Source organism: Carboxydocella thermautotrophica, assembly GCA_003054495.1.
Lineage (GTDB): Bacteria > Bacillota.
In genome coordinates, this window is the sequence record CP028514.1 from 557,714 (window position 1) to 584,513 (window position 26,800).

Here is a 26,800-nt window from a genome sequence, read left to right on the forward strand (position 1 = left end):
ATAAATGCCCCTCTTGACAAGGTGGAATTGCTTACCTTAGAATATGGATGTGGGGCAAATGCACCATCTTTTTTTCGGAAAGGCGGGACCATAATTGAATGGGCGGGACAATAACGGGCCTAACAGCCAGGAACTGGCATTACAGGAGCTGGTTCACTACGGACAGAAAGTAGTGCCTGAGCTCATACAGCAGCTGGAGAAAAGGTATACTATTCTTCGCAGCATCTATTTTGCCCAGCCGATTGGACGCCGGGTATTAGCCGCCAACCTGCGCATGGGGGAACGGATTGTACGCAATGAAACCGACTTCCTGCGCACTCAGGGTCTGGTGGAGGCCCAGCCAGGCGGGATGGTCATTACTCCCGAAGGTGAAGAGGTCATTTTCGGTCTGGAGCAATTAATCCGCTTGCTGAAAGGACTCACTTCCCTGGAAGAGGAGCTGGCCAGTCGCCTCGGTTTACATAAAGTGATTGTAGTGTCCGGGGATCTGGACCAGGACCGCCAGGTTCTGAAGGAAATGGGTCGGGCCGGGGCCAACTTCTTGCAGGAAATTATCCACAAGGATAAAATTGAAACCATTGCTGTTACCGGCGGCACGTCCACTTTGAGTGTGGTGGAAAGCCTGCCAGAAATCAGTCCGGGGCGTTCCATTCTAGTGGTGCCGGCCCGGGGTGGTTTCGGAACAGAAATGCGCACTCAGGCCAACGCCATTGCTGCCTTACTGGCAGGCAAACTGGGCGGGGAGTATCGCCTGTTCCACGTTCCTGACGCTCTGTCGCCCCAGGCGCGCCTGGCCCTGCTGGAAGAGCCCCACATTCAGGAGATGTTGCGGCTGATGACCCAGGCTCAGCTGGTGATTCACGGGATCGGCGATGCGGTGGAAATGGCCAAACGCCGTCATCTGCCCCAGGTGGAAATCAGCTGGCTGATGCGCCATGGAGCCGTGGGAGAGGCCCTTGGCTCTTATGTAGACAAAGATGGTAAGGTAGTGCTTTCGGCGCGCAACATTGGCTTAAATCTTCAGGAATTACCCCCTGCTTCCACTCTGGCGGTGGCAGGTGGTAAACATAAAGCTCAAGCCATACTGGCGGTCGCTGCCACCGGTGTACTGAAATACCTGGTGACAGATGAAGGGGCCGCTCAGGCAATGCTGGAAACATTAAGGAAAAAGAATTAGCAGTAAAGGAGAGATGAATCATGACAGTACGCGTAGGTATTAACGGTTTTGGCCGCATTGGCCGCAATGTTTTCCGGGCCGCTCTCAACAAGCCGGAAATCGAAATCGTAGCCATCAATGACCTGACTGATGCTAAAACCCTGGCTCATCTGCTGAAATATGACTCTGTGCATGGCATCCTCAATGCCGAAGTACAGGCTGGCGACGGGGAGATCATCGTTAATGACAAGGCTATCAAGGTTTATGCTGAAAAGGACCCGGCCAATCTGCCCTGGGGCGATCTGGGGGTGGATATTGTGGTGGAATCCACCGGTCGTTTCACCAACCGGGAAGATGCTGCCAAACACCTGCAAGCTGGCGCTAAGAAAGTCATCATTTCTGCTCCAGCCAAAAATGAGGATATCACTATTGTGATGGGGGTTAACCAGGACAAATATGATCCAGCTAACCACCATGTAGTTTCCAATGCCTCCTGCACCACCAACTGCCTGGCTCCCTTTGCCAAAGTTATCCACGAGAAGTTCGGGATTGTGCGGGGCTTGATGACTACAGTACACTCCTATACCAATGACCAGCAAATTCTGGACCTGCCTCATAAGGATTTGCGCCGGGCCCGGGCTGCTGCTATGTCCATCATTCCTACCACTACCGGTGCAGCTAAAGCGGTCGGTCTGGTTCTGCCGGAACTGAAGGGCAAGCTGAATGGCTTCGCAATGCGGGTTCCCACTCCTAATGTTTCTGTAGTTGACCTGGTCTGTGAGCTGGCTACCGAAGCAACAGCGGAAGAAATCAATGCCGCTCTCAAAGCTGCAGCTGAAGGGGAATTGAAAGGCATTCTGGCCTACACCGAAGAGCCCCTGGTTTCCAGGGATTTCAATGGCAATTCCAATTCTTCTATTGTGGATGGCCTCTCCACCATGGTGATTGATAAAAAACTGGCCAAGATTGTATCCTGGTATGACAATGAATGGGGTTACTCCTGCCGGGTAGTGGATCTGGCTCTGTATATTGCTTCCAAAGGTCTGTAATGGTAAGATATAGAGTGGGTTAAAAAACAGGGAGGTGGGCCCGCGTGGAAAAAAAGACCATCCGCGATGTGGACGTTAAGGGCAAACGGGTTCTGGTTCGGGTGGATTTTAATGTCCCCACGGACGAAAACCGGCAAATTACCGATGATACCCGGATCAGGGCTGCACTGCCCACCATTAAATACCTGCTGGAACAGGGAGCCAAAGTAATTCTGGCTTCCCACTTTGGCCGGCCGAAAGGCCAGGTTAATGAAAAATACCGTCTGGACCAGGTTGCCAAGCGTTTAAGTGAGCTGCTGGGCCAGGAAGTGGCCAAAACCAGTGACTGTGTTGGCCCGGAAGCCGAGGCTGCCGTTGCTGCGCTGGCACCCGGGCAGGCACTGCTGCTGGAGAATGTGCGCTTCCATGCTGAGGAAGAGAAAAACGATCCTGAATTCGCGAAAAAACTGGCGGCTTTAGCCGATCTATTCGTCAATGATGCCTTTGGCGCTGCTCACCGGGCCCATGCCAGCACCGCCGGTGTGGCCCAGTACCTGCCGGCTGTGGCCGGTTTCCTGATGGAAAAGGAAATCAGCATCATGGGCAAGGCCCTGGCCAATCCGGAGCGGCCCTTTGTGGCTATTATCGGTGGGGCCAAGGTGTCAGACAAAATCGGGGTTATCCAGAATCTGCTCACCAAAGTGGATACTCTGATCATCGGTGGCGGCATGGCCAACACCTTCCTCAAGGCTCAGGGGTATGAACTGGGTAAGTCCCTGGTGGAAGAGGATAAGGTCCAGCTGGCAAAAGAACTGCTGGCTACAGCCCAGCAACGAGGAATAGAACTGTTGCTGCCCCGGGATGTAGTAGTGGCAGCCGCCTTCGCTCCCGATGCTGAACATAAGACAGTAGCCGTAGGGGAAATTCCTGCTGACTGGCAGGCCCTGGACATTGGCCCGGCTACCGCTGAAAAGTACGCTGGAGTAATTCGCCAGGCCAAAACTGTGGTCTGGAATGGACCTATGGGGGTCTTTGAAATGGATGCCTTTGCCAGAGGCACCGAAGCGGTGGCAAAGGCTATGGCCGAATGCCCTGGCACTACCATCATCGGTGGTGGCGATTCGGTAGCAGCAGTAGAAAAAGTGGGCGTAGCCGAAAAAATGACCCACATTTCCACCGGGGGCGGCGCTTCCCTGGAGTTTCTGGAAGGCAAGACCCTGCCTGGCGTAGCAGTACTGCAGGATAAATAAATTTCATACGTGAATGGAGGTGGCCCGGTTTGCGGCAACCAATTATCGCCGGGAACTGGAAAATGCATAAAACGGTAGCTGAGGCCCTGGCTTTTGTGGAAGCTATTAAGCCTGAGCTGGCCGGTGCCACCGCCGCGGAAACGGTCATCTGTGCACCCTTCACCGCCCTGGCCTCCCTGGCCGAGGCGGTGAAGGGCACTCCTATTCGTATTGGGGCCCAGGACCTGTTCTGGGAAGAACAGGGTGCCTATACCGGGGAAATTTCTCCCCTGATGTTAAAGGAACTGGGTGTCAGCTATGTGATAGTAGGCCATTCCGAGCGGCGGCAATATTTTGCTGAAACCGATGAGACAGTGAACAAGAAAGTCAAGGCAGCATTGAAACACGGCCTGGTTCCCATTGTCTGTGTGGGGGAAACCCTGGAACAGCGGGAAGCGGGCGAGACTTTTCAGGTGGTGGAACAACAGACCCGTCTGGGGCTGGCCGGTCTGACTGCAGAACAGGTTGCCGGTCTGGTTATTGCCTATGAACCGGTCTGGGCCATCGGCACTGGCCGCACTGCTACTGATGCTGATGCGGAGGAAGTGATCGCCTACATCCGCGGTGTGGTCAATGACATGTTTGGGGCTGAAGCCGCTGAACGAGTCCGGATTCAGTACGGGGGCAGTGTCAAGCCTGACAACATCGCTGGTCTCTTAGCCCAGCCCAATATAGACGGGGCTCTGGTAGGAGGAGCCAGCCTGGATCCAGTTTCCTTTATCGCCCTGGTCAGGAGGTAAAAGCAATGAAACCTGTCAAAAAACCGTTAGCCCTGATTATCCTGGATGGTTTTGGCTGGCGGGAAGAAAAGCGGGGCAATGCCATTGCCCAGGCTAACCTGCACTATTTCCATCAGTTGCTGCGGGAATGGCCCTGGACCACGCTGGAAGCTTCCGGTCTGGCTGTAGGTCTGCCCCAGGGTCAGATGGGTAATTCCGAGGTAGGGCACCTGAACATGGGGGCCGGTCGTATTGTTTACCAGGAATTTACCCGTATCAGCCTGGCTATTAAAGAAAAGACCTTTTTCCAGAATGAAGTGCTGAAGGAAGCCATGCAAAAAGCCAAAAACAGTGGTAAAGCGGTCCATCTGCTGGGACTGGTTTCCGACGGAGGAGTGCACAGCCATATTGAACATCTTTATGCCCTGCTGGACCTGGCCAAAGCAGAGGGGGTAGAGCGGGTTTATATCCATGCTTTCCTGGATGGACGGGATGTGCCTCCCGCCAATGCCCTGGAATATATAAGGCCCCTGGAGCAAAAGCTATCAGCGATAGGGTTAGGCAAAATCGCTACCGTCAGCGGCCGCTACTATGCCATGGACCGGGATAAGCGCTGGGAACGGGTGGAAAAAGCCTATGCCGCTATGGTATATGGCGAAGGTGTTACCGCTGCTTCGGCGGAGGAAGCAGTTCAGTCTGCCTATAACCGCGGTGAGACCGATGAGTTTGTGAAGCCAGCAGTGATTGTAACAGAAGGTAAGCCGGTAGCCACTGTTAAAGCCGGGGATACCATGATTTTCTTCAACTTCCGGCCTGACCGGGCCCGTCAGCTGACCCGGGCTTTTGTGGACCAGGAGTTCAGCGGTTTTGAGCGGCGGCAAGGCTATTTCCCGGTGTATTTCGTCTGCATGACAGAATATGATGCCACTATTCCGGCACCGGTGGCTTTCCCGCCCCAGTCTTTGAAAAATACCCTGGGGGAAGTGCTGGCTGCCCATGGCAAAACTCAGCTCCGCATTGCGGAAACGGAGAAATATGCCCATGTCACGTTTTTCTTTAATGGCGGGGTAGAGATCCCCAACCCCGGGGAAGACCGCCTGCTCATACCTTCACCCAAAGTGGCCACCTATGACCAGAAGCCGGAAATGAGCGCCTTTGAAGTTACCGCTGAACTGCTGAAAGAACTGGAACAGGATAAATATGATGTGATCATCCTCAATTACGCTAATCCGGATATGGTAGGTCATACGGGGGATATGGAAGCAACCATTAAAGCCGTAGAGGCAGTGGATCAGTGTCTGGCTAAGGTAGTTCCTGCCATCCTCAAGCGGGGCGGTGTGGCCATCATCACTGGTGACCATGGCAATGCGGACTGCAAACGGGATGATGAAGGCAATGTCCTGACTTCTCATACCACCAGTCCGGTGCCCTTTGTTCTGGTTTCTCCTGAACATAAGGAGGCCAAACTGCGCGCTGACGGCAAGCTGGCTGATGTGGCACCTACTATTCTGGAACTAATGGGCTTGCCCCAGCCAGAAGAAATGACAGGACAAACCCTGTTGATCAAGTAAGGGAGGGATTTTTTGTGTCAACCATTATCGAAAATATTTATGCCCGGGAAATCCTGGACTCCCGTGGCAATCCCACAGTTGAAGTAGATGTCTTCCTGGAAGATGGCACTCTGGGCCGGGCGGCTGTACCTTCAGGCGCCTCTACCGGCGCATTTGAGGCTGTTGAGCTGAGAGATGGGGACAAAGGCCGTTATCTGGGCAAAGGGGTCCAAAAAGCGGTGGATAATGTCAATTCCATCATCGCTCCCCAGCTGATCGGCATGGATGCCACTTTCCAGACCGAAATCGACAAGGTCCTGCTGGAACTGGATGGTACCCCCAATAAAGGCAAACTGGGGGCCAATGCCATCCTGGGCGTTTCCCTGGCGGTAGCCAAGGCCGCTGCCAAATCCCTGGGTCTGCCGCTGTATCAATACATAGGAGGCACCAATGCCAAGGAATTGCCGGTGCCCATGATGAACATCCTCAATGGCGGCAAGCATGCGGATAATAATGTGGACATTCAGGAATTTATGATCATGCCGGTGGGGGCCGATTCCTTTGCCGAAGCCCTGCGCATGGGTGCTGAAGTCTTCCACAATCTGAAGACTGTGTTGAAGGGCAAAGGGATGAATACTGCCGTTGGTGATGAAGGTGGCTTTGCTCCCAACCTCTCCTCCAACGAAGAGGCTCTGCAGGTTATTATGGAAGCCATTGAAAAGGCCGGTTACAAGCCGGGAGAAGATATCGCCCTGGCCCTGGATGTGGCTTCCACTGAGCTGTATAAAGATGGCAAATATGTGCTGGCCGGCGAAGGAGTATCCTACACTGCCGAGGAAATGGTAGCCTATTACGAAAAACTGGTGTCCAGATACCCCATCGTCTCCATTGAAGACGGTATGTCCGAAGAAGACTGGGAAGGCTGGGCCCTGCTCACTGCCAGACTTGGCAAAAAAATCCAGCTGGTAGGGGATGACCTGTTTGTTACCAATACCGAGCGCCTGAGCAAGGGGATCGAGCGCGGGGTAGCCAACTCCATCCTGATCAAGGTCAACCAGATCGGTACTCTGACCGAGACCCTGGATGCCATTGAAATGGCCAAACGGGCCGGTTATACCAATGTCATCTCCCACCGCTCCGGCGAAACTGAAGACAGCACCATAGCTGATATTGCCGTGGCTGTTAATGCCGGTCAAATCAAAACCGGTGCTCCTTCCCGCACCGACCGGGTAGCGAAGTACAACCAGTTGCTGCGCATTGAAGAAGAGCTGGGCAATCTGGCTATCTATCGCGGCAAAAAGACCTTCTATAACCTGAAATAAGCAATTAGCCCCGTCCTTAGCGGACGGGGTTTTTGCTATACTGGTTATAGTGGATTTTGTCGTAAGCCAGCTGCTCCAGGCTGGCTGGTGACCTGGTTTCGGCTGGATAGCCGATGGCCAGCAAGGCCAGGACCCGGTAAGGGGCCGGGACCTGCAGAATCTCCTTGACATATTCCTCCGAGGACTGCCCTGCTGCCGTTTGCCGCAGGCGAATCTGAATCCAGCAGGAACCCAGGCCCAGGGAGGTGGCAGCCAATTGCATCAGGATGGTAGCGATGGAGGCATCTTCGATCCAGACATCGCATTTGTTTTCATCGGCGATAACAGCGATACCCAGTGGTGCCTCAGCCAGAAAAGAAATACTGTGGGCCTTGGCTTTGGCCAGCTGTTGCAACAAACTTTTATCCTGGATGACAATGAATTCCCAGGGGCGCAGGCTGCGGGAGGAGGGCGCCAGCAGGGCCGCTTGCAGGATTTTTTCTATTTTTTCTTTCTCCACTGGCTGGTCGGTAAAACGGCGAATACTGCGGCGCTTTTGTAATAATTCCAGCATCTTACCCACTCCTTTCAAATTTTTATAACTATATTATAACATTGCTTTTTACTGGTGGAATATGCTAAAATGTCAGAAAAATGCCCTTGGAGGTGAAGGCATGCAGATAACAGGACGCCCGGTCACCCCGCTTTTTTTTCCGGGCAACCGGACCGGCATAGTATTGATTCATGGCTTCACCGGTTCACCGGGGGAAGTGGAGCCCCTGGGCCGGGCCCTGGCGGCTCAGGGCTGGACGGTACAGGTGCCCCTGTTACCCGGCCATGGCACTGATGTGGAAGAGCTGGCCCGCACCTGCTGGCGGGACTGGGTGGCTGCTGCGGAAAAAGCGGTAGTAGAGCTCAGGCAAAAGTGCGACCGGGTCTACCTGGCCGGGTTATCGATGGGGGGGTTGATCAGCCTCTACCTGGCCCATTATCAGCCGGTAGTAGGAGTGATCAGCCTGGCGGCCCCGATTTATCTCAAAAACAAGAAAGCCTATCTGGCTCCTTATTTACGCTGGGTCAGACGCTATGCTCCCAAAGAGAGGCAAGAAGATGGGCATTACCTGTTAACTCATTTCAATTATGATCACATACCGCTGGCCGCTCTGGTCAGTTTACTGGAATTTATTCGAACTGCCCGCAAGCAACTCCCCCTGGTACAAGTACCGGTCTTGCTTATCCAGGGTGATGCGGATGAGACTGTTGACCCGGCTAGTGCCGAATACATCTTTCACCAGCTGGGAAGCAGAGAAAAAAAGTTGTTGTCCCTTCCAGGAGGCAGACACCTTTTGCCTTTAGGGCCGCAGCGCCAGCAGGTGGCAGAAGCGGCCATCGCCTTTATTAACAGTTTGGAGGAACAGAGCAATGAAGGAGTTTCAAGGAGAATATGACCACTGGTGTTTTGCCTGTGGCAAGCAAAATCCCCGGGGTTTACATCTGGAATTTACGATAGAGGGGGAGGAGTATGTGACTACCTTCACTCCGGGCCCGGTCCATCAGGGCTATCCCGGTATCATGCACGGAGGGATTATCTGCACCCTGCTTGATGAAGTAATGGGCCGCTACCTCTGGAAGCAAGGCCTGACGGCACCTACGGCGGAGTTGACGGTGAGATTTCGGCGGCCTGTTCCCATCAATGAACCTTTACAGGTTCGGGGCCGGGTGGTCAACCGCCGGGGCCGGGTGATTGAAATGGAAGCCAGTCTGATTTTGCTCAAGGACCAGCAAGTGGCGGCCACAGCCACTGGCAAATTCATTCAAATCAAAGAAGGAGGACTGACTGATGGACAGAATTGAAGCAGTACAGCTGATGGAGAAATATGTAACCAACACAAATTTGCGCAAGCACTGCCTGGCAGCGGAATTCGTCATGCGCCGCCTGGCCCGCCATTTTGGCGAAGATGAGAAAATCTGGGGCTTAGCTGGCCTCTTGCATGATATCGATTATGACCAGACCAAGGATGACCCGGCCCGCCACAGTCAGGTGGGAGCCGACCTGCTGGCTGAACTGGGGCTGCCGGAGGAAGTGGTCTATGCCGTGCGGGTACATAACGAATACCACGGCCTGCCCCGCCTGTCCCGCCTGGATAAGGCCCTCTACAGCGTTGACCCCACCACCGGCCTGATTGTGGCCGGAGCCCTGATCCGTCCGGAAAAGAAGCTGGCGGCAGTGGATGTGCCTTTTCTGGTCAATCGTTTTCACGAAAAATCCTTTGCCCGCGGGGCCAACCGGGAGCAGATTCAAGCCTGTACGGAACTGGGTCTGAGCCTGGAGGAGTTCCTGGGGCTGGCGTTAGAGGCGATGCAGGAACATAGTGAGGAACTGGGATTGTAGAGATAAGACACCCTGGCGAGGGTGTCTTTTTTTATGTGCTGTATTTAGGAGGCAGATTTTCATTGAGTAAATGCAAGAAAGCTTGGAAAGGTGACATTTTCACAAGGTAAACACATGATTAAAATTACATTATTGACAAAATATTTACAGAAAAGGTAAAATAACATATATCAATGCGGGCGCTATCGCTGTCGACTTTTAGTCACTTGTTAAAGCAAATCAAAGATTCATCTTGCTGTAGACTGCAAAAGCGAAGTTACCAACTGCAATAGAAGTACACCAGATAACGTAAATGATGGGGAAATGGGTAGCACTTTAATTCAACTCTGCATTTTTATTTTATCTAGCCATAAATATATTACACAGAACTTTATTGGCTAGGGGGGTAACTTCACATGGCCTTAGTTGAGTTTCAGATATACTTTCCTATAGCGGATAGTGTAGTTTTAGAATTTTGGGATTCGAGGACAAAACTGGCGCATATTCCCATGGATATTGATTCCGATGGATATTGGGAAAAAAGTATTAACTTGGATGATGGCTTGTATCACTATTGTTTTTTCATTAATAACAGCTTTCGAGTCAATGACCCACAAACGTTTCCTGCTTATGTTCTAGAAAATGGTAAACCTATATCAAGTCTTGTAATCGAAAATTCCGAGGTTAGAAAATTAAATTATGATTCTGCTAATATAGAAGTTGAATACATAGACATGTATGCCGGAACGTCACGTTTGCCTAGACTCAACAGGGAATTCAGCAATTCTGATGGAGAAATAGGTATAAATATTGATTTCATTAAAGTTAAGGGCATACATCTAGTTAGTTTCGTATGGGTTAATCCTATGTTGGAAATAGCATACGTTTCTGATTGTATCGTATCAGGTAATCCTTCAGGCAAAGGACAAGCAGTTCAAGCTTCGGGTTGGATCACAACTGATCCCAATAATCAGCTAATCCCAGGCAAATGGCATCTTGTAGTTTTAGTAAATGGCAATGAAATTTGTTGTTTGCCATTCTATATACGAAGTTATTTCTACCGACTGCAACAGGGTAGAGTTATAGCCCTGTAAAAAATTAAAAATTATGGGATGCATGGTAAAATGGGTATGGGGGACTTAAGGGTCGCCGAGAGAAAAGCAAGGTCAACACAACAGTCGGCAGCAAACAAAACTTCTACTTCGACAGTTCAAAAAACTTCTACTTCAACTACTCAAAAATCTTCTACAACAACGAAACATACTCCAATAGTACAACTAGCCAAATCCGGAGGCGCGGCTTCTACTAGTAGTATTTCATCTACACATAAATTCTCTGGGGCAGCAAAACAATTTTCATCTGGTATGGGAGGATTAAGGGTAACCGAATCGAAAATATCGAGCAATTCTTCTTCCCCCACTAAATTCTTAGGAGCAGCGAAACAATCTTCACCTGGCATGGGAGGACTAAGGGTAGCCGAAGCCAAGAAGTTAGGCGAAAAAAATCTGGGGACAGGAAAATTTGTCGATGACAAAGCAACCTCAAAAACATTATTAGGAACTGATAACATGAAAAACGGTCCTAGTAACGCTAAGCTAAATTTGGGTAAGGCACAGGTATCTAGATTTAGTGGAGGACCTGGTGGAGTCAAAGGAGAAGCTTATACTGTGGAAACAGGTGTAGAGATAATAAGCCTTGACAATCCTAAAAACTTCTTAGGATTTACTGCAGGTGTAGATGTAAATACAGGTGTTGTAAAAGGAGGACTTTATCTAGAAAGTGATAAAGGACTTGCACTGGGCAGTCTTGGAGGGGGTGCTTATGCTACATTAAAAGAAGGAAATCTTCATGCAAAGTTAAGGGTTGGCAATTTAAATGTGTATGCTAATGTAGGAGGAAATGTGGCGGGAATAGGTGCCATGGGTGAAGTCTCTATACTTGATAGACGGTCGGATGATTCATATCATATTTTTTCTGCAGACGGGTTACTAGAATTTTTAGTTGGGGCAAATGTCAATATTGACATTTATTTACAAGACAAAAAAAGCAAACACTAAAAAATACTTCAGCCAGAAAGGGATATAAACTATGGCGTTTAAAACTTTAAAAAGTTTATTAAAAAAACTATTTATTTTTGATGAGTTTATGAGGATGTACTTAATAATGTTCTCTATATTATACGTCATAGGGATATTCAAATTTATCTATCTCATAAACAGTATTATAGGATTCGTTCAATACGTGGGGTTAATGATTGGGCTGCTCATAGTTATTGTACTTGGTCTTCACTTCTTTCAATTTCTATGTAGGTCGGTTGGTATGGACAAAATCTATACTAATATGAAGCAGATTATAATGAATAGAAATAAGAAAAACTAATCATTAAAGATGCTTGAAGAGAGTACTACTCTATTAAGGTATGATTTATTGGGGTATGTAAATAGTTTTGTGTAAATGGTTTTTCCCTGGTAATTGAGGGCATACTATAAACGGCTCTTACATTTCAGGAGGATAGGGCTCTGCTGGGGAGCAACCTGAGCGCCTGAAGTGGTTCTGCCAGGGGGGATTTCCCCCTTTTTTCTTCCTCCTTGGGAGAACAAAAGCGTAAAACCCCGGGGAGTTGGGGGCAGAGCCCCCAAGCATCCTTATTGCAGTTTACTAGATAAGCGATCACCAAAATATATTACTAATTGTGACATACATCTACCCCAGTCTCTGATTGGCATTGTCCATTTTTTGCTTATTTCCTGGGTTGCAAGATAAATTATCTTGCGCAAAGCATCATCCGTAGGATAAGCCGTTTTGGTTTTACATATTTTACGCAATTGTCTGTGGTAGCCCTCAACAATGTTTGTTGTATATATGAGCCGGCGGATTTCTTCAGGGTATCTAAAATATGCCGTAAGCTCAAGCCAGTTTCTTTCCCAGGATTTTATGACTAATGGATATTTACTTCCCCATTTTTCCCTTGAATTTTTCAAAATTCAGCTCTGCTTCTTCAAGAGTTAATGCTTTATAGATTGTTTTAAGATCTGTTACCAAGGCTTTACTATCTTTGTAAGAAACATATTTTAAGGAATTTCTAATTTGATGGATTACACATAGTTGTATTTCTGTCTGTGGAAATACAGCCGCAATAGCCTCAGAAAAGCCGGATAAATTATCCTTTGCGTCTTGTACACCGTGGTTTTTAAGATCGTTCAAAACTCCCAACCAAAAACTAGCACTTTCATTTTCACCGATCCATATCCCGAGTACAACTTTAAAACCATTTAGGTTAATTCCTAAAACTGTATATGCAGCTTTATTAATAATACGTCCATCCTGACGTACTTTGAAATGGATGGCATCAAGAAATATGATTGGATAAACTGGCTCAAGAGGTCTGGATTGTCATTCCGTTATTTGAGGTAATATTTTATCCGTTATTTTGCTGATTAATGCAGGGGAAACTTCTATACCATAAATTTCTTTTAAATTGTCCTCAATATCACGATTGGATATTCATTTTGCGTACTTGGTATTATTAACCATTTACACAAAACCCTAAACATTCTCATTTATTGCTTAAGCTTACCAACAAGTGCGCCGATAGGCGCTTTTTTTTAGTGCGCCCGGCATGGGCGTTGTCTATAGGGTGGAATTCCCGAACGGCGAAGGTAGCAGTAGCCGTAGCTTAAGACAAGGGTGTCCACCGTGAGGTGGAATCTGAAGGAAGTCGGCGGCAAACCTCCGGCCCGACGAACAGAAACCACATAAGAGGCTAGCGGCAGTTGGATGAGCTTGCCAAACAAAGCGAAGTCCTTGCTACCGAAGGCTGCCGAGAGTAAATGTGGCGGGTAGATGGAGGGAAAGACAGCGCTTTTACCCGGGGAGGTCTGCCGGAGATGTTGGTAATGCCAATAACCCAGGTTGTAAGGCCTGGCTGAACCGGCAGAAGTCAGCAGAGGTCATAGTAGCCAGTATTGACGTCAAACTGGTGAAGGGCCGAACACGAAGCGAGGGATGGACTTGGCAATAGCATGTATAGAGGGAAAGACAGAGTAGGAATCAGATTAGCCCCGGAAACAGTTAAACGGGTAAAGAATAGACTTCGGGAAATGACTTCTCGAAGCAAGGCAGAGAAGATTTCGGACCGCATCAAGAGCATCAATGCCTACCTTGGAGGCTGGATAGGATACTATGCGCTGGCGGAAACGCCGAGCGGATTCCAGGAAATCGAAGGGTGGCTAAGGCGAAGGCTACGGATGTGCGTCTGGAAACAATGGAAACGTGTCCGAACCCGATACCGTGAACTGCGGGCCCTGGGCCTACCGGAGCGAGTAGTCCACATAATGGCTAATGCCCGTAAAGGCTACTGGCGTATGTCTCGACAATTAAATAACGCCCTGAACAATGCCTACTGGCAAAGTCAGGGCTTGAAGAGTTTAACTGAACGTTATCATCGCATTCGTCAAGCTTGGTGAACCGCCGTATACCGAACGGTACGTACGGTGGTGTGAGAGGACGGGGGTTAATCACCCCCTTCTACTCGATTGTTTTGCGAGCTGGCTCCCTAATTTTGACACATACTCCTAATCTCAAGTTTTCATACCTGTTCAGAGTTCTGGCAGCATCTGTTTGATTTTCCTTATCACGAAGAATAGCTATTTCCCGTCTTTTTCACCAAGAAGTTTCTTTAGCTGCTCATTTTCCTTAGCAAGCTGCTTGTAATCAGGATAAATTTCATTAATAGTTGAATGACCCACTGACACAGATTGATGTTTGCCTTGTTTGTATTCTCTTGGCCAGCGGCTGACCATATTAGGATTCAGTTCATGCCTTCTTGCTACTATGGCATTATTTCCTGTTTCCAGCGCATCCTTAATGACTAATATCGCCTCCTAACATTTTTTAAACTATTAGTCGCAGTGTCCAAATTAGTTAGGGAGATAAAAAGGCAACCAGAAAAAATCCCGATTTACAAACTGGAAAAATAGTGCTAATATATAGTTAGCTGTATTATGTGTATTAATACGGATAGTGGGCCTGAGAAAGGAAGGGAATAAGGATGCTTCAACTGGATTTCAGGAGCAGGATGCCGGTTTATGAACAGCTTACGGAAAAAATCAAAGAGCTCATCGTCCATAACGTCCTGAAGAGCGATGAGCAGCTCCCTTCAGTCAGGGAACTGGCCCTTGAGCTTACTGTCAATCCCAACACCATTCAAAAAGCTTACCGGGAACTGGAACGCCAGGGTTATATCTATTCCATCCCGGGGAAAGGGAGTTTTGTTACGCCCAAAGAGAAAATTGACAACAGCCGGCGTCGAGAAGAACTTATGGAACAACTGAAAAAGGTAATTGCCGAATTGTTGTACCTGGGGGTTCCCGTCGAGGAAATCCGGGAGACTGTTGAAAAAACCAGAAAAGGGGGAAAGGGTACATGATTGAAGTAAGACAGCTGGTCAAGAAGTTTGGCAAACTTGAGGTGCTCAAAGGCCTGGACCTGAATGTGCACAAAGGGTCGATCTACGGGCTGGTGGGAGCCAATGGAGCCGGAAAGACTACCTTGCTCAAGCTAATTGCTGGTATTTACCGGCCGGACCAAGGAAGCATCCTGGTGGAGGGACAGCAGGTCTTCGAAAACAACCGGGTAAAGGAGAACATAATCTTTATCCCCGATGATCTCTTTTATTTTAGCCAGTATTCGATCAGGGAGACAGCGGATTTTTTCCGACAGGTTTATCCGACCTGGGATGAAGACAGGTTTACTGAACTGACGGAGGTTTTTGGCATTGATGTTAAACGCCGGGTAACCAGGCTGTCCAAAGGGATGAAGCGGCAGGTCGCTTTCTGGCTGGCTCTCTCTGTCAAGCCCCGGGTGCTTATCCTGGATGAGCCTCTGGATGGGCTGGACCCCATGATCCGCAGCAGGGTCAAAAAATTGCTGCTGGCCGATGTAGCTGAGCGTGAAATGAGCATACTCATTTCCTCCCATAACCTGCGGGAACTGGAGGATATCTGCGACTATATGGGGATTATTCACGACGGCAGAATAATCATAGAGAGTGAGCTAGACACCTTAAAACGAGGGATTAGTAAGGTTCAGATCGCTTTTTCGGAAGGGATACCGGAAGAATTGCTAAAGGCAGAAAACATTTTGTACCACGAAAAGAGAGGTAGTGTTCACCTGTTGATTATGCGGGGAGATGAGCAGGCCATTAAAACCCAGGTGCAAGCTTTTAATCCCCTGCTGCTGGATGTGTTGCCGTTAACTTTTGAAGAAATCTTCGTATACGAGATGGGAGGGGTTGGCTATGACATCCGGAATATCCTCTAGTAAATGGGTTGTGTTTAAAAGCGCGGTGAAGAGGTTCAAATGGCTGGGCATCCTCTATGCCGTGGCATTGTTTCTAGAACTGCCTCTGGTTTTATGGATGGAGCTCAACAGAGAAAAATCCATTCAGGGAAATCTCTGGGCCGAGGTTGCCGGTAAAAGTTTCCAGTCCCAAATCTTGTTCCACCCTGTTGCGCACCTTACCAGCATAGCCGTGGCGGTGATTTTCGGGTTGATACTGTTCTATTACCTGCAAAATGAACGGGCCAGCACCTTTTTCCATAGCCTGCCCATTAAACGGTGGTCCCTTTACTGGCAAAACCTCCTGGCGGGGTTGACCCTGATCTGGCTGCCGATCTTGATTAACGGGCTGTTGCTATACGGAGTTATGGCTGTTTTTGGAGTGACGGAAGTCCAGTGGCCCAATCATTATGCATATGACCCGTTAATGGAGACGGTTGATGCCAATCTTGCCAATGCCGTTTCCGTCGGTAAGCTTTTTGCTTTCTGGTTGTTCCTGAATTTATTGATGACCGGATTGTTCTATATATTTACCGTGTTTGTTGGCATGCTCACCGGCAATGTGCTGCTCCAGGGAGCATTAACCTTTATTGGCCTGATCCTGCCTTTAGGACTGTATTTACTGATAAAATTCAACCTGTGGAAGTTGTTATACGGTTTTCCGAGAGACATTGATGAAAGCACCGTGCTGTGGCTGTCCCCTCTGGTCAGATACCTGGATTATCAGAATTACCAGCTCCTGTTTAAATCACAGGCAGGATATATATGGTATGTGGTAGCTGCCGTGTTGTTCTGTCTGATTAGCCTTTTCCTTTACAGGAAAAGGCATGTGGAGGCTGCCGGGGAAACCCTGGCTGCCGGGTGGATACGCCGGGTATTCATATACGGAGTGGCGACCTGCGCGACTCTGACCGGTGGCCTGTACTTTAGCGCACTCAATGAAAGCAGCACCGGAGCATTATACCTGGGATATTTTATCGGCGGGGTGCTGGGTTATATCATCGCCGACATGATCGCCTATAAGTCCTTTCACTTTTATAGGAGATGGAAGGGGATGGTGGTTTTCGGCGCTGTCTTCATCGTGCTTCTCGCTTCAGTCAAACTGGACTTGTATGGCTATCAAAAATATGTCCCGGAACAGGATGAGGTAAAAGAAGTGTTCTTTAACGGCCTGAACAGGGATAGCGTACCGGCTGTCGAAAGTCTGAAAGGGCAGGACAACATCAGGCGGGTGCGTGAACTCCACCGGCAGATAATCAAGCTGGAAAAGGAGAACCGGAACCTGGAGAAATCTTTAAACAGGCCGATACCCGACGGTGCTTTCAGACCAGAAGAGCCTAGAAGGGTTATGACAGCTGATATAACTTATGTTCTGGACAGCGGCCGCAAGGTTAAGCGGACATACATGATTGACATGGACCGCTACCGTGAGTTTCTCTACCCCATATTCAATTCTGAGGAAACAAAGAGAAGTATCTACGGGCGCCTGTTCAAAACCGATGTGAAAAAGATAGACGAGCTAAATATAAGCAACTATCATCTGGGTAAAAGTGTCCGCATCTATAAACGGGCGGAAATAGACGAAGCTCTGGCGGCCCTGAAAAAGGATGTGTTAAATGTCTCTTATGAAGCAGCCGTGGAAAACAAGCGGCCAACCCTGGCGATGCTTGAATTTATCGCAAAGACAAGCTGGGAGAGTAAGTACGTTTACTATAATTTGAATTATTATGAGGACTTCAAAAACTTTACAGCTTTTCTGGAGAAACACGGTTATATGGAAGAACTGTTCCTGAACCCGGAGGATGTGTCCGAAATAATTGTGAAAAAAGCTGGTTCTGCTGAGACCGTGGCAGTGAAGGATAAGCAGAAGATAAAGGTACTCTTGAACTGGTGCAACCTGGAGGATGAGCGGGCCTACCTCATGAGGCAGCAGCAGCCGGTCAACAAAGGGATGGTTGAATATTACGGCAAAATAGTAACGAAAAAGGGCAGCCCCATCTTTGTTGTGTTTGATAGCAGCCCTTATGCTCAGCAGTTGATTTTTAAAATGATGCAAGAGAAGTAGAGGAACTGGGACAAATTAGTTTTCTTAGGCGATCTTTCTTCTCGTCGGTAACATTCCGCGAAGGGAAGATCGTCTTTTTTTATGTGCTGCATTTAGGAACCAGGTTTTCATTAACCAGGCGCAAAAAAGCCTGGACCGGAGCGGAGATTTTACTGTCCTTGTGCCGCAGTAGCTTGATTTCCCGGCGAATGGTGAGTTCGGGTATTTTGATCACCTGCAAACTGCCGGCACAGACTTCTTGATCAATTACAAACCGGGATAAGAGGGAAATACCCAGGTTGGCAGCTACAGCCTGTTTAATCGCCTCCAGGCTGCCGAATTGCATGGCGACTTTGATTTTTTTGCCCAGCAGTTGCAAACGTTGCTCCAGGGCAATCCGCGTACTGGAACCCGGCTCCCGCAAAATAAAGGGTTCGGCCAGTACTTGTTCCAGGGCAACTGTAGTTTCCCTGGCCAGGGGATGGTCTATAGCTGTAACTATTACCAGTTCGTCATAGGTGATGGTTTTAGCTTTGATTTGGGGATGAGCAATGACTTCGCCGCCACAGAAGGCGATTTCCAGCTCATGTTGCAGCAGTTTTTGCTCGATTTCCTGGGAGTTGCTAATTTCCAGCACTACTTCTATACCTGGATAGAGCTTGCGGTACTGGCCGAGAATCCGGGGCAGCACATAAATGCCGGGGGTGGTGCTGGCTCCTACCAGCAAGCGCCCTTTGCCCAGGCCCTTTAAGTCCTTGAGGGCATTTTCAGCCTCTTCCAGCTGGTTGAAAATTTTACTGGTGTAATGAAATAGAGTTCGACCAGCCTCTGTCAAATAGACCTTACGGCCGAGTTTTTGGAATAATTCCAGGCCCAGCTCCTGTTCCAGATTTTTTATTTGCACAGAGATGGTAGGTTGACTGATCAACAATTCTTCCGCTGCTTTAGTAAACCCCTGGTGTTTGGCTACGGTATGAAAAACTTTAAGATAATTTAAATTCATGCTCTCACTCCTGACACATGACAAATAGTCATTGATATTATCAATTGATAACATTGAAAAGATATATTTTTATTATAGATGATTTTACTTTAAAATGAAAGTAAGCAAAAGATGGGGAGATGAGAACATGAAAGAAAAAATCAAACAGATACTGGCGAAGCGAGCCAAAATACAGTGGTTTCTGGCCCTTGGTTTCATCGCCTTGAATGGAGTATTGTTTTTCGTAACACCCAGGGCAGCCTATATTCCTTTTTTTGTCTTACCATTGATGATCATTAGTGTTTTTTTCTGGTCCCGGGCCTTTTGCGGCTGGGCCTGTCCACGGGCGGCTTTTCTGGAAAGAATTTTGAGCAAGGTAAGTTTAAACAAACCTGTACCCAAATGGATGAATTACTACTGGGTCAGTGTCCTGGTTTTCATTATTCTGATTTCCAGGGTAACTTATGTTGGCTTTACCAGGGGCTTGCTGGCTGCCGGCTTTCTACTCTGCCTAGTTCCTACCATTGGTGCTTTGGTAGTCGGCTGGTATAGTCCTAAATCCTGGTGTGCTATTTGTCCCACCGGTACTTTGCTGAAAACCCTTGATCGCTTGCAAATTGCCCGGTTTAAAATCGCAAAGGAGGGCAAATGTACCAGTTGTGGTGCGTGTGATCGGGTTTGCCCTATGGGAGTTGAACCTTCAAAAGTACCATTGAATAGTGGCATTGAGCAGATGAACTGTACCCAGTGTGCCATCTGTACAGCCAGTTGCCCGTACAACAGCTTGCATTTACCGGAAAGGCTGAACAATCATATTAAACAGGGGGTAGCGGTAAGATGAAGGTGGGAATTATTCGTTGCCAGCAAACGGAAGATATGTGTCCCGGGACTACTGATTTTGCTGTTGCCAGAGAAAACAAAGGAGTTTTTAGTACCTGTAATGAACCCGTCGAAGTGATTGGTTTTGTCAGCTGTGGGGGTTGTCCGGGGAAAAAGAGTGTAACCCGGGCGGAAATGCTGGTTAAACGGGGGGCCGAGGCTATTGTACTGGCATCCTGTATTACCAGAGGTAATCCCATTGGCTTTGCCTGTCCACACCGGGAGAGCATGATTGCGGCTATCCAAAAGAAGATTGGAAATCAGGCAGAACTCTGGGATTGGACCCACTAAGGGAAAGAGACCTTCATAAAACTGAGGAGGATTAGCATGTCAATAACTTTAGAGACTGCATTAGATGAATATAAACGACGCTACAGGCGGAAAAAAGAATATGACATACTTATCAATTTTTTTCAAAACAGGAATTTCGCTATTAATGCTGACATTATTACAAACTGGAAGACCAAATTCAGAAGGGACAATGGTCGTTACAGAATGTTAGGTGTCAATTTTGGCAAGGTGCGGATGTAATAATTGCACCAGAGCTCACAGATGAACTGCAGCAGTGGGTATCAGAAGACAACCTGGTTGTGGATTTGTCCGGCGTTAATAGTAAAACCAGAGTACTGGTAGTTTCAAGGCATGCACGAAAGATCAGTAAGCTGTTTTACGAGATACGTGAAATATTTGGTGATTATATCGATTATGGAAACAAGTATTACTTCTATAGACGGCTTGGTATGAGGGCCAACGAGTGTATTGAACAGGGCAATAATTTGCAAGCGATTTTACTTGGGATTGTTGATGAAGCGAAGAAACTAGCTTATGAATTTGAAGGCCGGATGTATTTTGCCTAATTTCTGGTAAGCCCCGTCCCGGCTACCTGGAGAAGATCCTGGTTGCTGGAAAGAGATTCAATTTCAGTCCTGAGTATATGATAGAACTGGAAGGGTGGGTCAAGAAATAATATTTTATCTATTGACAATCGCAAGTTGTCTATTATAAAATATACTGTACCCTGTAAATCAGGTTGGAGGGACCCGCAATGGCAGACAAGCAACAGGAAAAGGTAGTGGCAGAAAACCGTCAGGCCCGCTTTGAATACGAAATCCTGGAGGTCTATGAGGCCGGTCTGGAGCTCAAAGGCACAGAAGTGAAAAGCCTGCGAGCTGGCAAGGCCAACCTCAGGGACAGCTTTTGCCTGATAAAAAATGGTGAAGCCTGGGTCCACAACCTGCATATCTCTCCGTATGAACAGGGTAACCGTTTCAATCATGATCCGACCCGGGTGCGGAAATTGCTCCTGCACAAACATGAAATCATGAAACTGTTTGGGGCTATTTCCCAGAAGGGGCTGACTATCGTCCCCCTGAAAATCTATTTTACCCGGGGGAAAGCGAAAATGGCCATTGCCCTGGCCCGCGGCAAAAAGCTGTGGGACAAACGCCAGGACATGGCCGAGCGGGATGCCAAACGGGAAATTGAACGGGCTTTCCGCGACCGGCAACGTCAATAAGGGGGCGTACTGGTTTCGACGGGGGCTGAATGAGCGTCAGTAGCGAGCCGGGGTTCCATCTGCCCGTCAAGACGGTGGGAAAACAACGAATGCCAACGAAAATTACGCTTTAGCTGCTTAATTTCAGCTAACCTCCAACCCTCTGGGCTCCGGGTGAGGGCTTGGGGGTCACATTGACGGAGCTGGCCTGGCCCCAATTCTCGGAGGGGTGAGGCGAGATTAATCGAGATAGCTGCGGAAAAGCCTGTCGGTGGGCGTTTCGGCAGCGAAAGGTAAAACACCTGACTGCGCTCGGAGAAGCTGGCGTGGGTTCGCCTTCGGACAGGGGTTCGACTCCCCTCGCCTCCACCATAGAAAACCCTAACAGTAAGTTTTACGTCTAAGCCGTTATCCTTAGAGTGTAAAACTACTACTGAATCAACATATTCCTGTAATACCTGCTTTTTATCTTCATCGTTATCGGAGAAAAGCAGGTATTTTTTATTTTCCAGTACTTAATAATTATTGCCTCATCAAAATGATGGTGGATAGCAAGATGGGCGCAGCAGCATAAAACAGCGGGTACGCGGTTCGTTATTGCTCATCCAAACCCTTACGGGTTTCACATACCCGCAAACCGTTATATGAAAGACTATGCCTTTTAAATATCAATCGTCAGGAAATATTTAAAGAGGATAAAAGAAAAAATTTGAGATAATTTTAGCAAAGTATTATATGAGCATAATATCAATATTCTGCGTTTGAGAGAAGTGTTTTTTTCAGTTAAAAATTCCCCCTTTAGTTTAAAAAAAGATATTAATATTTATACTTTTCTTGAACCCATCGTTTGGTTTCTTTTAATCTTTTTCTAACAGCCTGTGAAGGTATTCTTCATAACTTAATTCGACTAATGCTGCCTCTTCTTCAAAATATTCTTTATTTCAGTTGTTTTTTAGTTGTGTAGGATGATGATTAAATGTGGTATAATAATTCTGAGGTGAGATTTATGAATACAGCTAAGAGTATTTTATTAAAATTAATTGATGAAATTCCAGAAAGTCAAATACGAGAAGTTATTGATTTTATTTTATTTTTAAAAAATAAGCAGGATAATCAGGTATTCAAGGATTTATTGTCTGCCAGTGAGAGCAGTATAGATTTTTGGAACAATGATATTGATGATGAGGTATGGAACAATGTATAGGCAGGGCGATATCTTATTAATTCCTATTCCTTTTAGTGATTTGACTTCCAACAAAAAACGCCCTGTCCTTGTTTTATCTAAATGATAATTATAATAGCAGAACAGAAGATATAGTGGTTGCGGCTATTACTTCGAACCTGGTGGCAAAAGATTATATTAATCGAGCTTGATGTATATCACCTTGGATACCTTCTTAGGATTAGCGATTGTGACTTTTCCTTGTACAGCCTAATCCTGAGAGAGGTATCTTCTTTTTTAAAATCTTTAGTCTTTTAAATTATTCATATTTCTGCCATAATTCGGCCCTAGTTTTGTCACAACTTGGGGATATACTAAAGACAAGAGGAAGATATGAAGGGAGTTGAATTAAAATGATGATGGGAAATTGGTTTGGTGGCTGGGGATATAGTCCTTTTGATGGAGGAGGATGGTGGACGATGGGAATTGGCATGCTGTTTAATATCCTGTTCTGGGGTGCCCTGATTTACCTGGCTATCAGGTTTTTGAACAAAGGCGATTTTGAAGGATTTACTGGTAAAAGGGGGGAACCGCCGGAAGAAATTCTACACAAGCGCTATGCCCGGGGCGAAATCACCCGGGAACAATACCAGCAAATGCTGGGAGACTTAAAAAAATAGGAGGATGATGGACATGAAAAAGAAATGGTTAGCTCCGTAGCAGCAGTACTTCTGGTAGCCTTTGCGGTCCCGGCCTTCGCGGCTATTACTGATGCCCAGAAGAAGGAAATCCTGGATCTGCAAAAACAAATGGTCGAGCTGCGCAAGAAGATGATCGACAAATATGTGGAAGCCGGGCAACTGACACCTGAACAGGGTAAACTGATGAAGGACCGCATGGACCAGATGGAAAAATACCGGGAACAAAATGGGATTCTGCCCGGACCTGGCATGATGCAAGGTGGCGGTTGTGGGGGATTTGGTTTTGGTGCTAATGGCGGTTTCGGCGGTCCCATGATGGGGGGCGGCTGGGGCGCTCAAACTCAGGGGTTGTAAAAAGGAAAAGGGGGCTATGATAGCCCCTTCAGGCTGTCGACAAAGTCTCGGCAGCCTATTTTAGCTTTATTATCACATTTTGTGGGATATTGCGATTATAGTACTTGATGTTCAGTCCTCTGGATAATCTCATTCTGCAAAGCTTCACTGAGGTCACAAAAATAGTCACTATAACCGGCCACCCGCACAATCAGATCCCGGTAGCGTTCCGGCTGGCGCTGCGCTTCTCGCAACGTGGCGGCACTGACCACATTAAACTGAATGTGATGCCCTTTGAGACGGAAATAGGCGCGAATCAGGGCCATCAGCTTATGAATACCTTCTTCTGTTTGCAACAGGCCAGGGGTGAATTTCTGGTTCAAGAGAGTACCACCGGTGCGAAGATGGTCCATTTTGGCGGCAGACTTGATCACAGCCGTGGGGCCAAAGCGGTCAGCCCCCTGCACAGGTGAAATCCCCTCGGATTGGGGTTCCCCTGCCCGCCGTCCATCGGGGGTAGCGCCGGTGACTGCCCCGAAGTAGACATGACAGGTAGTGGGCAGGAGATTGATGTGATAGGTTGCCCCCCGGACCGATTTACGTCCTTCGATAGCCTGGTAGTAGGCTTCAAATACTTCCTGCATTATAGAATCAGCAAAATCATCATCATTGCCGTATTTGGGAGTTTTGTTCTGCAAGAGCTGGCGCAAATCCTCCTGCCCCCGGAAATTTTGGCGGAGGGCGGTGAGCAATTGTTCCATCGTAATGGTACCATCGAGAAAAACATGTTTTTTAATAGCTGCCAGGCTGTCGGTAAGGGTAGCTATGCCTACTCCCTGGATATAGTTAGTATTATAGCGGGCTCCCCCGGCATTATAGTCTCTGGCATTGGCGATGCAATCATCTATTATAATGGACAGAAAGGGAGCGGGCATGTATTCACCATAGAGTTTTTCGATGATCTGATTTCCTCGCAGTTTAATTTCCAGGAAATGCTGGAGCTGTTGTTTATAAGCCTGGAACAGTTCCTCATAACTGGTAAAGTTAGCAGGGTCGCCGGTTTTCGGCCCCAGCTGCTTGCCGGTGCGAGGATCGAGGCCGTTGTTGAGGGTGATTTCCAGTACCTTAACCAGGTTAAAGTAGCCCGTAAGCCAGTAGGCTTCTTTACCGAAAGCCCCGGCTTCCACACAGCCGCTGGTACCACCGCAGCGGGCATCTACCAGAGATTTGCCCTGGCGTATCAGCTCAGCGACGACGGCATCGGCATTAAAGACCGAGGGCTGGCCCCAGCCTTTGGCGATGATCTGACAGGCCCGTTTCAGGAAGTCATCGGGGTTTTTCTGGCTGAGCTGGATATTGGAGCTGGGCTGCAGCAGGCGCATTTCATCGATGACATCCAGGATAAGGTAGGTAACCTCATTGACTCCATCTTCGCCCTCAGCAGTCAAGCCGCCGCAATTGATATTGGCAAAATCGGTGTAGGTGGCACTTTCCTGCAAGGTAATACCTACTTTAGGGGGAGCAGGCTGGTTATTGAATTTGACCCAGAAGCATTGCAGCAGTTCCTTGGCTCGTTCCGAAGTCAGGGTGCCTGCTGCTATTTCTTTTTGATAAAAAGGATAGAGATGCTGGTCCAGTCGCCCGGGATTAAAGGCATCCCAGATATTGAGTTCGGTGATGACACCGAGATGGACAAACCAGTAAGCCTGCAGGGCTTCCCAGAAGGTGGAGGGAGCTTGAGCCGGGACTTTGCGGCAGATGGCAGCGATTTGTTCCAGCTCCTGGCGGCGCCGGGGGTTGGGTTCACTGGTTGCCAGCTGCAGGGCTTTTTCTGCATGGCGTTCGGCGTAGCGGATAATAGCGCGGGCGCAAATGGCCATTGCCCTCAGTTCCTCCTGTTTCCGATAGGCTTCGGGGTCATGGAGGTAATCAATCTGTTGTAATTGCTGTTCAATCTCCCGCAGAAAATCAAGAAAGCCCTTGCGGAAGACTTTGTCATCCCCGGCGGTATGGCCGGGAGCCCGTTGCTCCATGAATTCCGTAAATATCCCGGCTTGATAGCAATCAAGCCATTCCTGGCTCATCCGGGCAAAAATGCGGTCCCGCATGGAGCGGCCCTGCCAGTAGGGGATGATTTTTTCCGCTTGAATACGTTTTTCTTTGTCACTGACCCGGAAGAAGATTTTTTCCCGGCTGTCAATGATGGTGAAATCCTCCAGAGTATGACAGCAGAGCTCGGGGTAGGTGGGGGTGGCTTTGGGGGCCGGGCCCCGTTCGCCCACAATTAGTTCATCTTCGCCAATGTAGATGGTTTTGCGCTCCATCAGGGCCTGAAAAACCAGAGCCCGCAGGACCGGGATGGAAACCTTGCCGGAGTATTGCTGGTAAACCTCGGTTACGATTTCGGCCCGTTCAGTAGAAAGGGTAGGGATGGCTTCCAGGCTTCTCTGTCTTAATCTGGCTACACGCTCATTCATCTCTTCAACCTCCGATCTTGATTTTTTGACAGTAGGGGGCCAGCAAGGCGGCGATTTCCTCCAGCTGAGCGGCTGTGGGCTCAGGGGTATCTGCCAGGGGGTAGTCCTGCTGCAGGCGACGGTATTTGTCCCGGGCCAGGGCATGGTAGGGCAGCAGATTGATTTGTTCCACCTCGCCCAGCTCTCGCAAAAAGACAATCAAGGCAGACAGGTGTTCCTCATCATCATTGATGTCAGGGATGATGGGCAAACGCAGAAAAAAACGCTTTTTCAGCCTGGTCAGCAACTGCAAGTTGTTCAAAATGAGGCGATTGGATACCCCTGTATAAAGAAGATGCTTCTCCTCGGCCATCAGTTTCAGATCATAAAGAAAGAGATCTGTAAAAGGGGCGATGGTTTCGAGGATGGCAGGATGGGCATAACCGCTGGTATCCACAGCGGTTGGCAGGCCCTGTTCCTGACAGGCCTGCAGCAAAGCCAGAAGAAAAGCGGGCTGGGCCAGGGGTTCACCACCGGAAAAAGTCACACCACCCCCGGATTCTTCGTAAAAGACCCGGTCCTGGGTTACTACCTGCAGCACTTCAGCCACTGTCACCCTGCGTCCCACCAGTTCCCGGGCCAGAGCCGGGCAGGCAGCAGCACACTGGCCGCAATGCCGGCAGCGGGACGGGTTGTTCAGGGCCTGCTGGTAACAGGCGGACTGACAGCGGCCACAGCCGATACAGCGCTGGGGAAAAAGCAGCAATCTGGGCTGAAAGCTCTGGCTTTCCGGGTTATGACACCACTGACAGTGCAGGGGGCATCCCTGCAAAAAAACAGTGGTTCTGATTCCTGGTCCATCCTGGATGGAAAATTTCTGGATATTGAAGATCATACCGGTTTTCATTTCATCACCTCGATATCGGGATTATAAGCAAGAATGATGCCGCCTTCAAAACGGGCAAGAAAACAAGCCACTGTACCATTTTTGGTAC

Annotated in this window: 27 protein-coding genes, 1 other RNA gene and 1 pseudogene; 23 read left to right on the plus strand and 6 right to left on the minus strand. The window is 48.4% G+C overall.

The genetic code is table 11. The features are described 5' to 3' along the window. Positions 1-94: 94 nt before the first annotated feature. From CTH_RS02725 to eno, 6 genes are read left to right on the plus strand one after another with little or no spacing between them, the layout of a single operon-like run. Positions 95-1,177: a sugar-binding transcriptional regulator gene (locus CTH_RS02725; RefSeq protein WP_107752952.1), complete on the plus strand. Its 1,083-nt coding sequence runs from the start codon at positions 95-97 to the stop codon at positions 1,175-1,177. 20 nt (positions 1,178-1,197) lie between these two features. Beyond that, complete coding sequence (gene gap / locus CTH_RS02730; RefSeq protein ID WP_078666583.1) at positions 1,198-2,205, plus strand: type I glyceraldehyde-3-phosphate dehydrogenase; 1,008 nt, start codon at positions 1,198-1,200, stop codon at positions 2,203-2,205. A 44-nt stretch (positions 2,206-2,249) separates the two neighbouring features. Next, on the plus strand, positions 2,250-3,434 hold the full coding sequence (locus CTH_RS02735; RefSeq protein ID WP_078666584.1) for a phosphoglycerate kinase: 1,185 nt from the start codon (positions 2,250-2,252) through the stop codon (positions 3,432-3,434). Between the two features lie 29 nt (positions 3,435-3,463). Continuing rightward, on the plus strand, positions 3,464-4,213 hold the full coding sequence (tpiA, locus tag CTH_RS02740; RefSeq protein WP_107752954.1) for a triose-phosphate isomerase: 750 nt from the start codon (positions 3,464-3,466) through the stop codon (positions 4,211-4,213). 5 nt (positions 4,214-4,218) lie between these two features. After that, entirely contained in the window at positions 4,219-5,763 is a 1,545-nt protein-coding gene (gene gpmI, locus CTH_RS02745; RefSeq protein ID WP_107752956.1) for a 2,3-bisphosphoglycerate-independent phosphoglycerate mutase, read from the plus strand. Between the two features lie 14 nt (positions 5,764-5,777). Then, on the plus strand, positions 5,778-7,064 hold the full coding sequence (gene eno, locus CTH_RS02750) for a phosphopyruvate hydratase (RefSeq protein ID WP_107752959.1): 1,287 nt from the start codon (positions 5,778-5,780) through the stop codon (positions 7,062-7,064). 16 nt (positions 7,065-7,080) lie between these two features. Here eno and CTH_RS02755 read toward each other — a convergent pair whose 3' ends face one another. Next, positions 7,081-7,617, minus strand: coding sequence for a nitroreductase family protein (locus CTH_RS02755; RefSeq protein ID WP_107752961.1), 537 nt, complete (start codon positions 7,615-7,617; stop codon positions 7,081-7,083). Between the two features lie 100 nt (positions 7,618-7,717). Here CTH_RS02755 and CTH_RS02760 point away from each other — a divergent pair, with 100 nt between their 5' ends. The 5 genes from CTH_RS02760 (at position 7,718) to CTH_RS14075 (ending at position 11,471) form a co-directional block, all read left to right on the plus strand. Beyond that, the gene (locus CTH_RS02760; RefSeq protein WP_159071801.1) at positions 7,718-8,491 is read left to right on the plus strand and encodes an alpha/beta hydrolase; all 774 of its coding nucleotides are present in this window, start codon (positions 7,718-7,720) and stop codon (positions 8,489-8,491) included. Continuing rightward, complete coding sequence (locus tag CTH_RS02765) at positions 8,466-8,897, plus strand: PaaI family thioesterase (protein WP_078666590.1); 432 nt, start codon at positions 8,466-8,468, stop codon at positions 8,895-8,897. The genes CTH_RS02760 and CTH_RS02765 overlap by 26 nt, the downstream gene beginning before the upstream one ends. After that, positions 8,884-9,435 (plus strand): HDIG domain-containing metalloprotein, encoded by a 552-nt coding sequence (locus tag CTH_RS02770; RefSeq protein WP_079906790.1) that lies wholly within the window; start codon positions 8,884-8,886, stop codon positions 9,433-9,435. Before CTH_RS02765 ends, CTH_RS02770 begins: the two co-directional genes overlap by 14 nt. 395 nt (positions 9,436-9,830) lie before the next feature. Next, positions 9,831-10,508, plus strand: a complete 678-nt coding sequence (locus tag CTH_RS02775; protein WP_079906791.1) for an early set domain-containing protein — start codon at positions 9,831-9,833, stop codon at positions 10,506-10,508. Between the two features lie 30 nt (positions 10,509-10,538). Continuing rightward, entirely contained in the window at positions 10,539-11,471 is a 933-nt protein-coding gene (locus CTH_RS14075; RefSeq protein WP_159073805.1) for a hypothetical protein, read from the plus strand. A gap of 588 nt (positions 11,472-12,059) precedes the next feature. Here the strand turns inward: CTH_RS14075 and CTH_RS02790 are convergent. Beyond that, positions 12,060-12,918, minus strand: a pseudogene (locus CTH_RS02790) (IS256 family transposase); the annotation flags it as partial. Positions 12,919-13,436: 518 nt separating this feature from the next. Here CTH_RS02790 and CTH_RS02800 point away from each other — a divergent pair. Continuing rightward, the gene (locus CTH_RS02800; RefSeq protein WP_107752967.1) at positions 13,437-13,880 is read left to right on the plus strand and encodes a group II intron maturase-specific domain-containing protein; all 444 of its coding nucleotides are present in this window, start codon (positions 13,437-13,439) and stop codon (positions 13,878-13,880) included. Between the two features lie 180 nt (positions 13,881-14,060). Here the strand turns inward: CTH_RS02800 and CTH_RS02805 are convergent, their stop codons facing one another. Then, positions 14,061-14,291, minus strand: coding sequence for a transposase (locus CTH_RS02805; RefSeq protein ID WP_079906329.1), 231 nt, complete (start codon positions 14,289-14,291; stop codon positions 14,061-14,063). 173 nt (positions 14,292-14,464) lie between these two features. Here CTH_RS02805 and CTH_RS02810 point away from each other — a divergent pair, with 173 nt between their 5' ends. From CTH_RS02810 to CTH_RS14080, 3 genes are read left to right on the plus strand one after another with little or no spacing between them, the layout of a single operon-like run. Next, positions 14,465-14,842: a GntR family transcriptional regulator gene (locus tag CTH_RS02810; protein WP_079906330.1), complete on the plus strand. Its 378-nt coding sequence runs from the start codon at positions 14,465-14,467 to the stop codon at positions 14,840-14,842. Further along, a complete protein-coding gene (locus CTH_RS02815) occupies positions 14,839-15,735 on the plus strand; it encodes an ABC transporter ATP-binding protein (protein ID WP_107752968.1) in 897 nt (298 codons plus the stop codon). Before CTH_RS02810 ends, CTH_RS02815 begins: the two co-directional genes overlap by 4 nt. Further along, positions 15,713-17,818, plus strand: a complete 2,106-nt coding sequence (locus CTH_RS14080; RefSeq protein WP_078666654.1) for a DUF6449 domain-containing protein — start codon at positions 15,713-15,715, stop codon at positions 17,816-17,818. The genes CTH_RS02815 and CTH_RS14080 overlap by 23 nt, the downstream gene beginning before the upstream one ends. Positions 17,819-17,897: 79 nt before the next feature. On the opposite strand, the gene CTH_RS02825 is transcribed toward CTH_RS14080, so the two are convergent. After that, entirely contained in the window at positions 17,898-18,800 is a 903-nt protein-coding gene (locus CTH_RS02825; RefSeq protein ID WP_159071802.1) for a selenium metabolism-associated LysR family transcriptional regulator, read from the minus strand. A gap of 127 nt (positions 18,801-18,927) precedes the next feature. On the opposite strand from CTH_RS02825, the gene CTH_RS02830 reads away from it, so the two are divergent. The 8 genes from CTH_RS02830 (at position 18,928) to CTH_RS02875 (ending at position 23,370) form a co-directional block, all read left to right on the plus strand. Continuing rightward, a complete protein-coding gene (locus tag CTH_RS02830) occupies positions 18,928-19,620 on the plus strand; it encodes a 4Fe-4S binding protein (RefSeq protein WP_159071803.1) in 693 nt (230 codons plus the stop codon). Beyond that, positions 19,617-19,949: a CGGC domain-containing protein gene (locus CTH_RS02835; RefSeq protein ID WP_107752970.1), complete on the plus strand. Its 333-nt coding sequence runs from the start codon at positions 19,617-19,619 to the stop codon at positions 19,947-19,949. The genes CTH_RS02830 and CTH_RS02835 overlap by 4 nt, the downstream gene beginning before the upstream one ends. A 299-nt stretch (positions 19,950-20,248) precedes the next feature. Continuing rightward, on the plus strand, positions 20,249-20,515 hold the full coding sequence (locus tag CTH_RS02845; protein ID WP_107752972.1) for a hypothetical protein: 267 nt from the start codon (positions 20,249-20,251) through the stop codon (positions 20,513-20,515). Between the two features lie 188 nt (positions 20,516-20,703). Continuing rightward, the gene (gene smpB, locus CTH_RS02850; protein WP_078665881.1) at positions 20,704-21,174 is read left to right on the plus strand and encodes an SsrA-binding protein SmpB; all 471 of its coding nucleotides are present in this window, start codon (positions 20,704-20,706) and stop codon (positions 21,172-21,174) included. Next, positions 21,175-21,525, plus strand: a transfer-messenger RNA (tmRNA) gene (gene ssrA / locus CTH_RS02855). Positions 21,526-22,159: 634 nt separating this feature from the next. Beyond that, complete coding sequence (locus tag CTH_RS02860; protein ID WP_079906361.1) at positions 22,160-22,357, plus strand: DUF2281 domain-containing protein; 198 nt, start codon at positions 22,160-22,162, stop codon at positions 22,355-22,357. Positions 22,358-22,728: 371 nt separating this feature from the next. Beyond that, positions 22,729-22,995 carry an SHOCT domain-containing protein gene (locus CTH_RS02870; RefSeq protein ID WP_207656824.1) on the plus strand — a complete coding sequence of 89 codons (267 nt, stop codon included), beginning with the start codon at positions 22,729-22,731 and terminating at the stop codon, positions 22,993-22,995. A 24-nt stretch (positions 22,996-23,019) separates the two neighbouring features. Beyond that, positions 23,020-23,370 (plus strand): YckD family protein, encoded by a 351-nt coding sequence (locus CTH_RS02875; RefSeq protein WP_107752977.1) that lies wholly within the window; start codon positions 23,020-23,022, stop codon positions 23,368-23,370. A 95-nt stretch (positions 23,371-23,465) separates the two neighbouring features. Here the strand turns inward: CTH_RS02875 and hypD are convergent, their stop codons facing one another. Continuing rightward, positions 23,466-25,826, minus strand: coding sequence for a trans-4-hydroxy-L-proline dehydratase (hypD, locus tag CTH_RS02880; RefSeq protein ID WP_107752979.1), 2,361 nt, complete (start codon positions 25,824-25,826; stop codon positions 23,466-23,468). Between the two features lie 4 nt (positions 25,827-25,830). Further along, complete coding sequence (locus tag CTH_RS02885; RefSeq protein ID WP_078665883.1) at positions 25,831-26,712, minus strand: glycyl-radical enzyme activating protein; 882 nt, start codon at positions 26,710-26,712, stop codon at positions 25,831-25,833. Between the last annotated feature and the right edge of the window lie 88 nt (positions 26,713-26,800).

Excerpts from the sequence above, each read along its gene's own strand:
- gap (WP_078666583.1), top strand. The coding sequence starts at position 1,198 with ATGACAGTACGCGTAGGTATTAACGGTTTTGGCCGCATTGGCCGCAAT.
- gpmI (WP_107752956.1), top strand. The coding sequence starts at position 4,219 with ATGAAACCTGTCAAAAAACCGTTAGCCCTGATTATCCTGGATGGTTTT.
- CTH_RS02755 (WP_107752961.1), bottom strand. The coding sequence starts at position 7,617 with ATGCTGGAATTATTACAAAAGCGCCGCAGTATTCGCCGTTTTACCGAC.
- CTH_RS02760 (WP_159071801.1), top strand. The coding sequence starts at position 7,718 with ATGCAGATAACAGGACGCCCGGTCACCCCGCTTTTTTTTCCGGGCAAC.
- CTH_RS02765 (WP_078666590.1), top strand. The coding sequence starts at position 8,466 with ATGAAGGAGTTTCAAGGAGAATATGACCACTGGTGTTTTGCCTGTGGC.
- CTH_RS02770 (WP_079906790.1), top strand. The coding sequence starts at position 8,884 with ATGGACAGAATTGAAGCAGTACAGCTGATGGAGAAATATGTAACCAAC.
- CTH_RS02775 (WP_079906791.1), top strand. The coding sequence starts at position 9,831 with ATGGCCTTAGTTGAGTTTCAGATATACTTTCCTATAGCGGATAGTGTA.
- CTH_RS14075 (WP_159073805.1), top strand. The coding sequence starts at position 10,539 with ATGGGTATGGGGGACTTAAGGGTCGCCGAGAGAAAAGCAAGGTCAACA.
- CTH_RS02800 (WP_107752967.1), top strand. The coding sequence starts at position 13,437 with ATGTATAGAGGGAAAGACAGAGTAGGAATCAGATTAGCCCCGGAAACA.
- CTH_RS02810 (WP_079906330.1), top strand. The coding sequence starts at position 14,465 with ATGCTTCAACTGGATTTCAGGAGCAGGATGCCGGTTTATGAACAGCTT.
- CTH_RS02815 (WP_107752968.1), top strand. The coding sequence starts at position 14,839 with ATGATTGAAGTAAGACAGCTGGTCAAGAAGTTTGGCAAACTTGAGGTG.
- CTH_RS14080 (WP_078666654.1), top strand. The coding sequence starts at position 15,713 with ATGACATCCGGAATATCCTCTAGTAAATGGGTTGTGTTTAAAAGCGCG.
- CTH_RS02825 (WP_159071802.1), bottom strand. The coding sequence starts at position 18,800 with ATGAATTTAAATTATCTTAAAGTTTTTCATACCGTAGCCAAACACCAG.
- CTH_RS02830 (WP_159071803.1), top strand. The coding sequence starts at position 18,928 with ATGAAAGAAAAAATCAAACAGATACTGGCGAAGCGAGCCAAAATACAG.
- CTH_RS02835 (WP_107752970.1), top strand. The coding sequence starts at position 19,617 with ATGAAGGTGGGAATTATTCGTTGCCAGCAAACGGAAGATATGTGTCCC.
- smpB (WP_078665881.1), top strand. The coding sequence starts at position 20,704 with ATGGCAGACAAGCAACAGGAAAAGGTAGTGGCAGAAAACCGTCAGGCC.
- CTH_RS02860 (WP_079906361.1), top strand. The coding sequence starts at position 22,160 with ATGAATACAGCTAAGAGTATTTTATTAAAATTAATTGATGAAATTCCA.
- CTH_RS02870 (WP_207656824.1), top strand. The coding sequence starts at position 22,729 with ATGATGATGGGAAATTGGTTTGGTGGCTGGGGATATAGTCCTTTTGAT.
- CTH_RS02875 (WP_107752977.1), top strand. The coding sequence starts at position 23,020 with ATGGTTAGCTCCGTAGCAGCAGTACTTCTGGTAGCCTTTGCGGTCCCG.
- hypD (WP_107752979.1), bottom strand. The coding sequence starts at position 25,826 with ATGAATGAGCGTGTAGCCAGATTAAGACAGAGAAGCCTGGAAGCCATC.
- CTH_RS02885 (WP_078665883.1), bottom strand. The coding sequence starts at position 26,712 with ATGAAAACCGGTATGATCTTCAATATCCAGAAATTTTCCATCCAGGAT.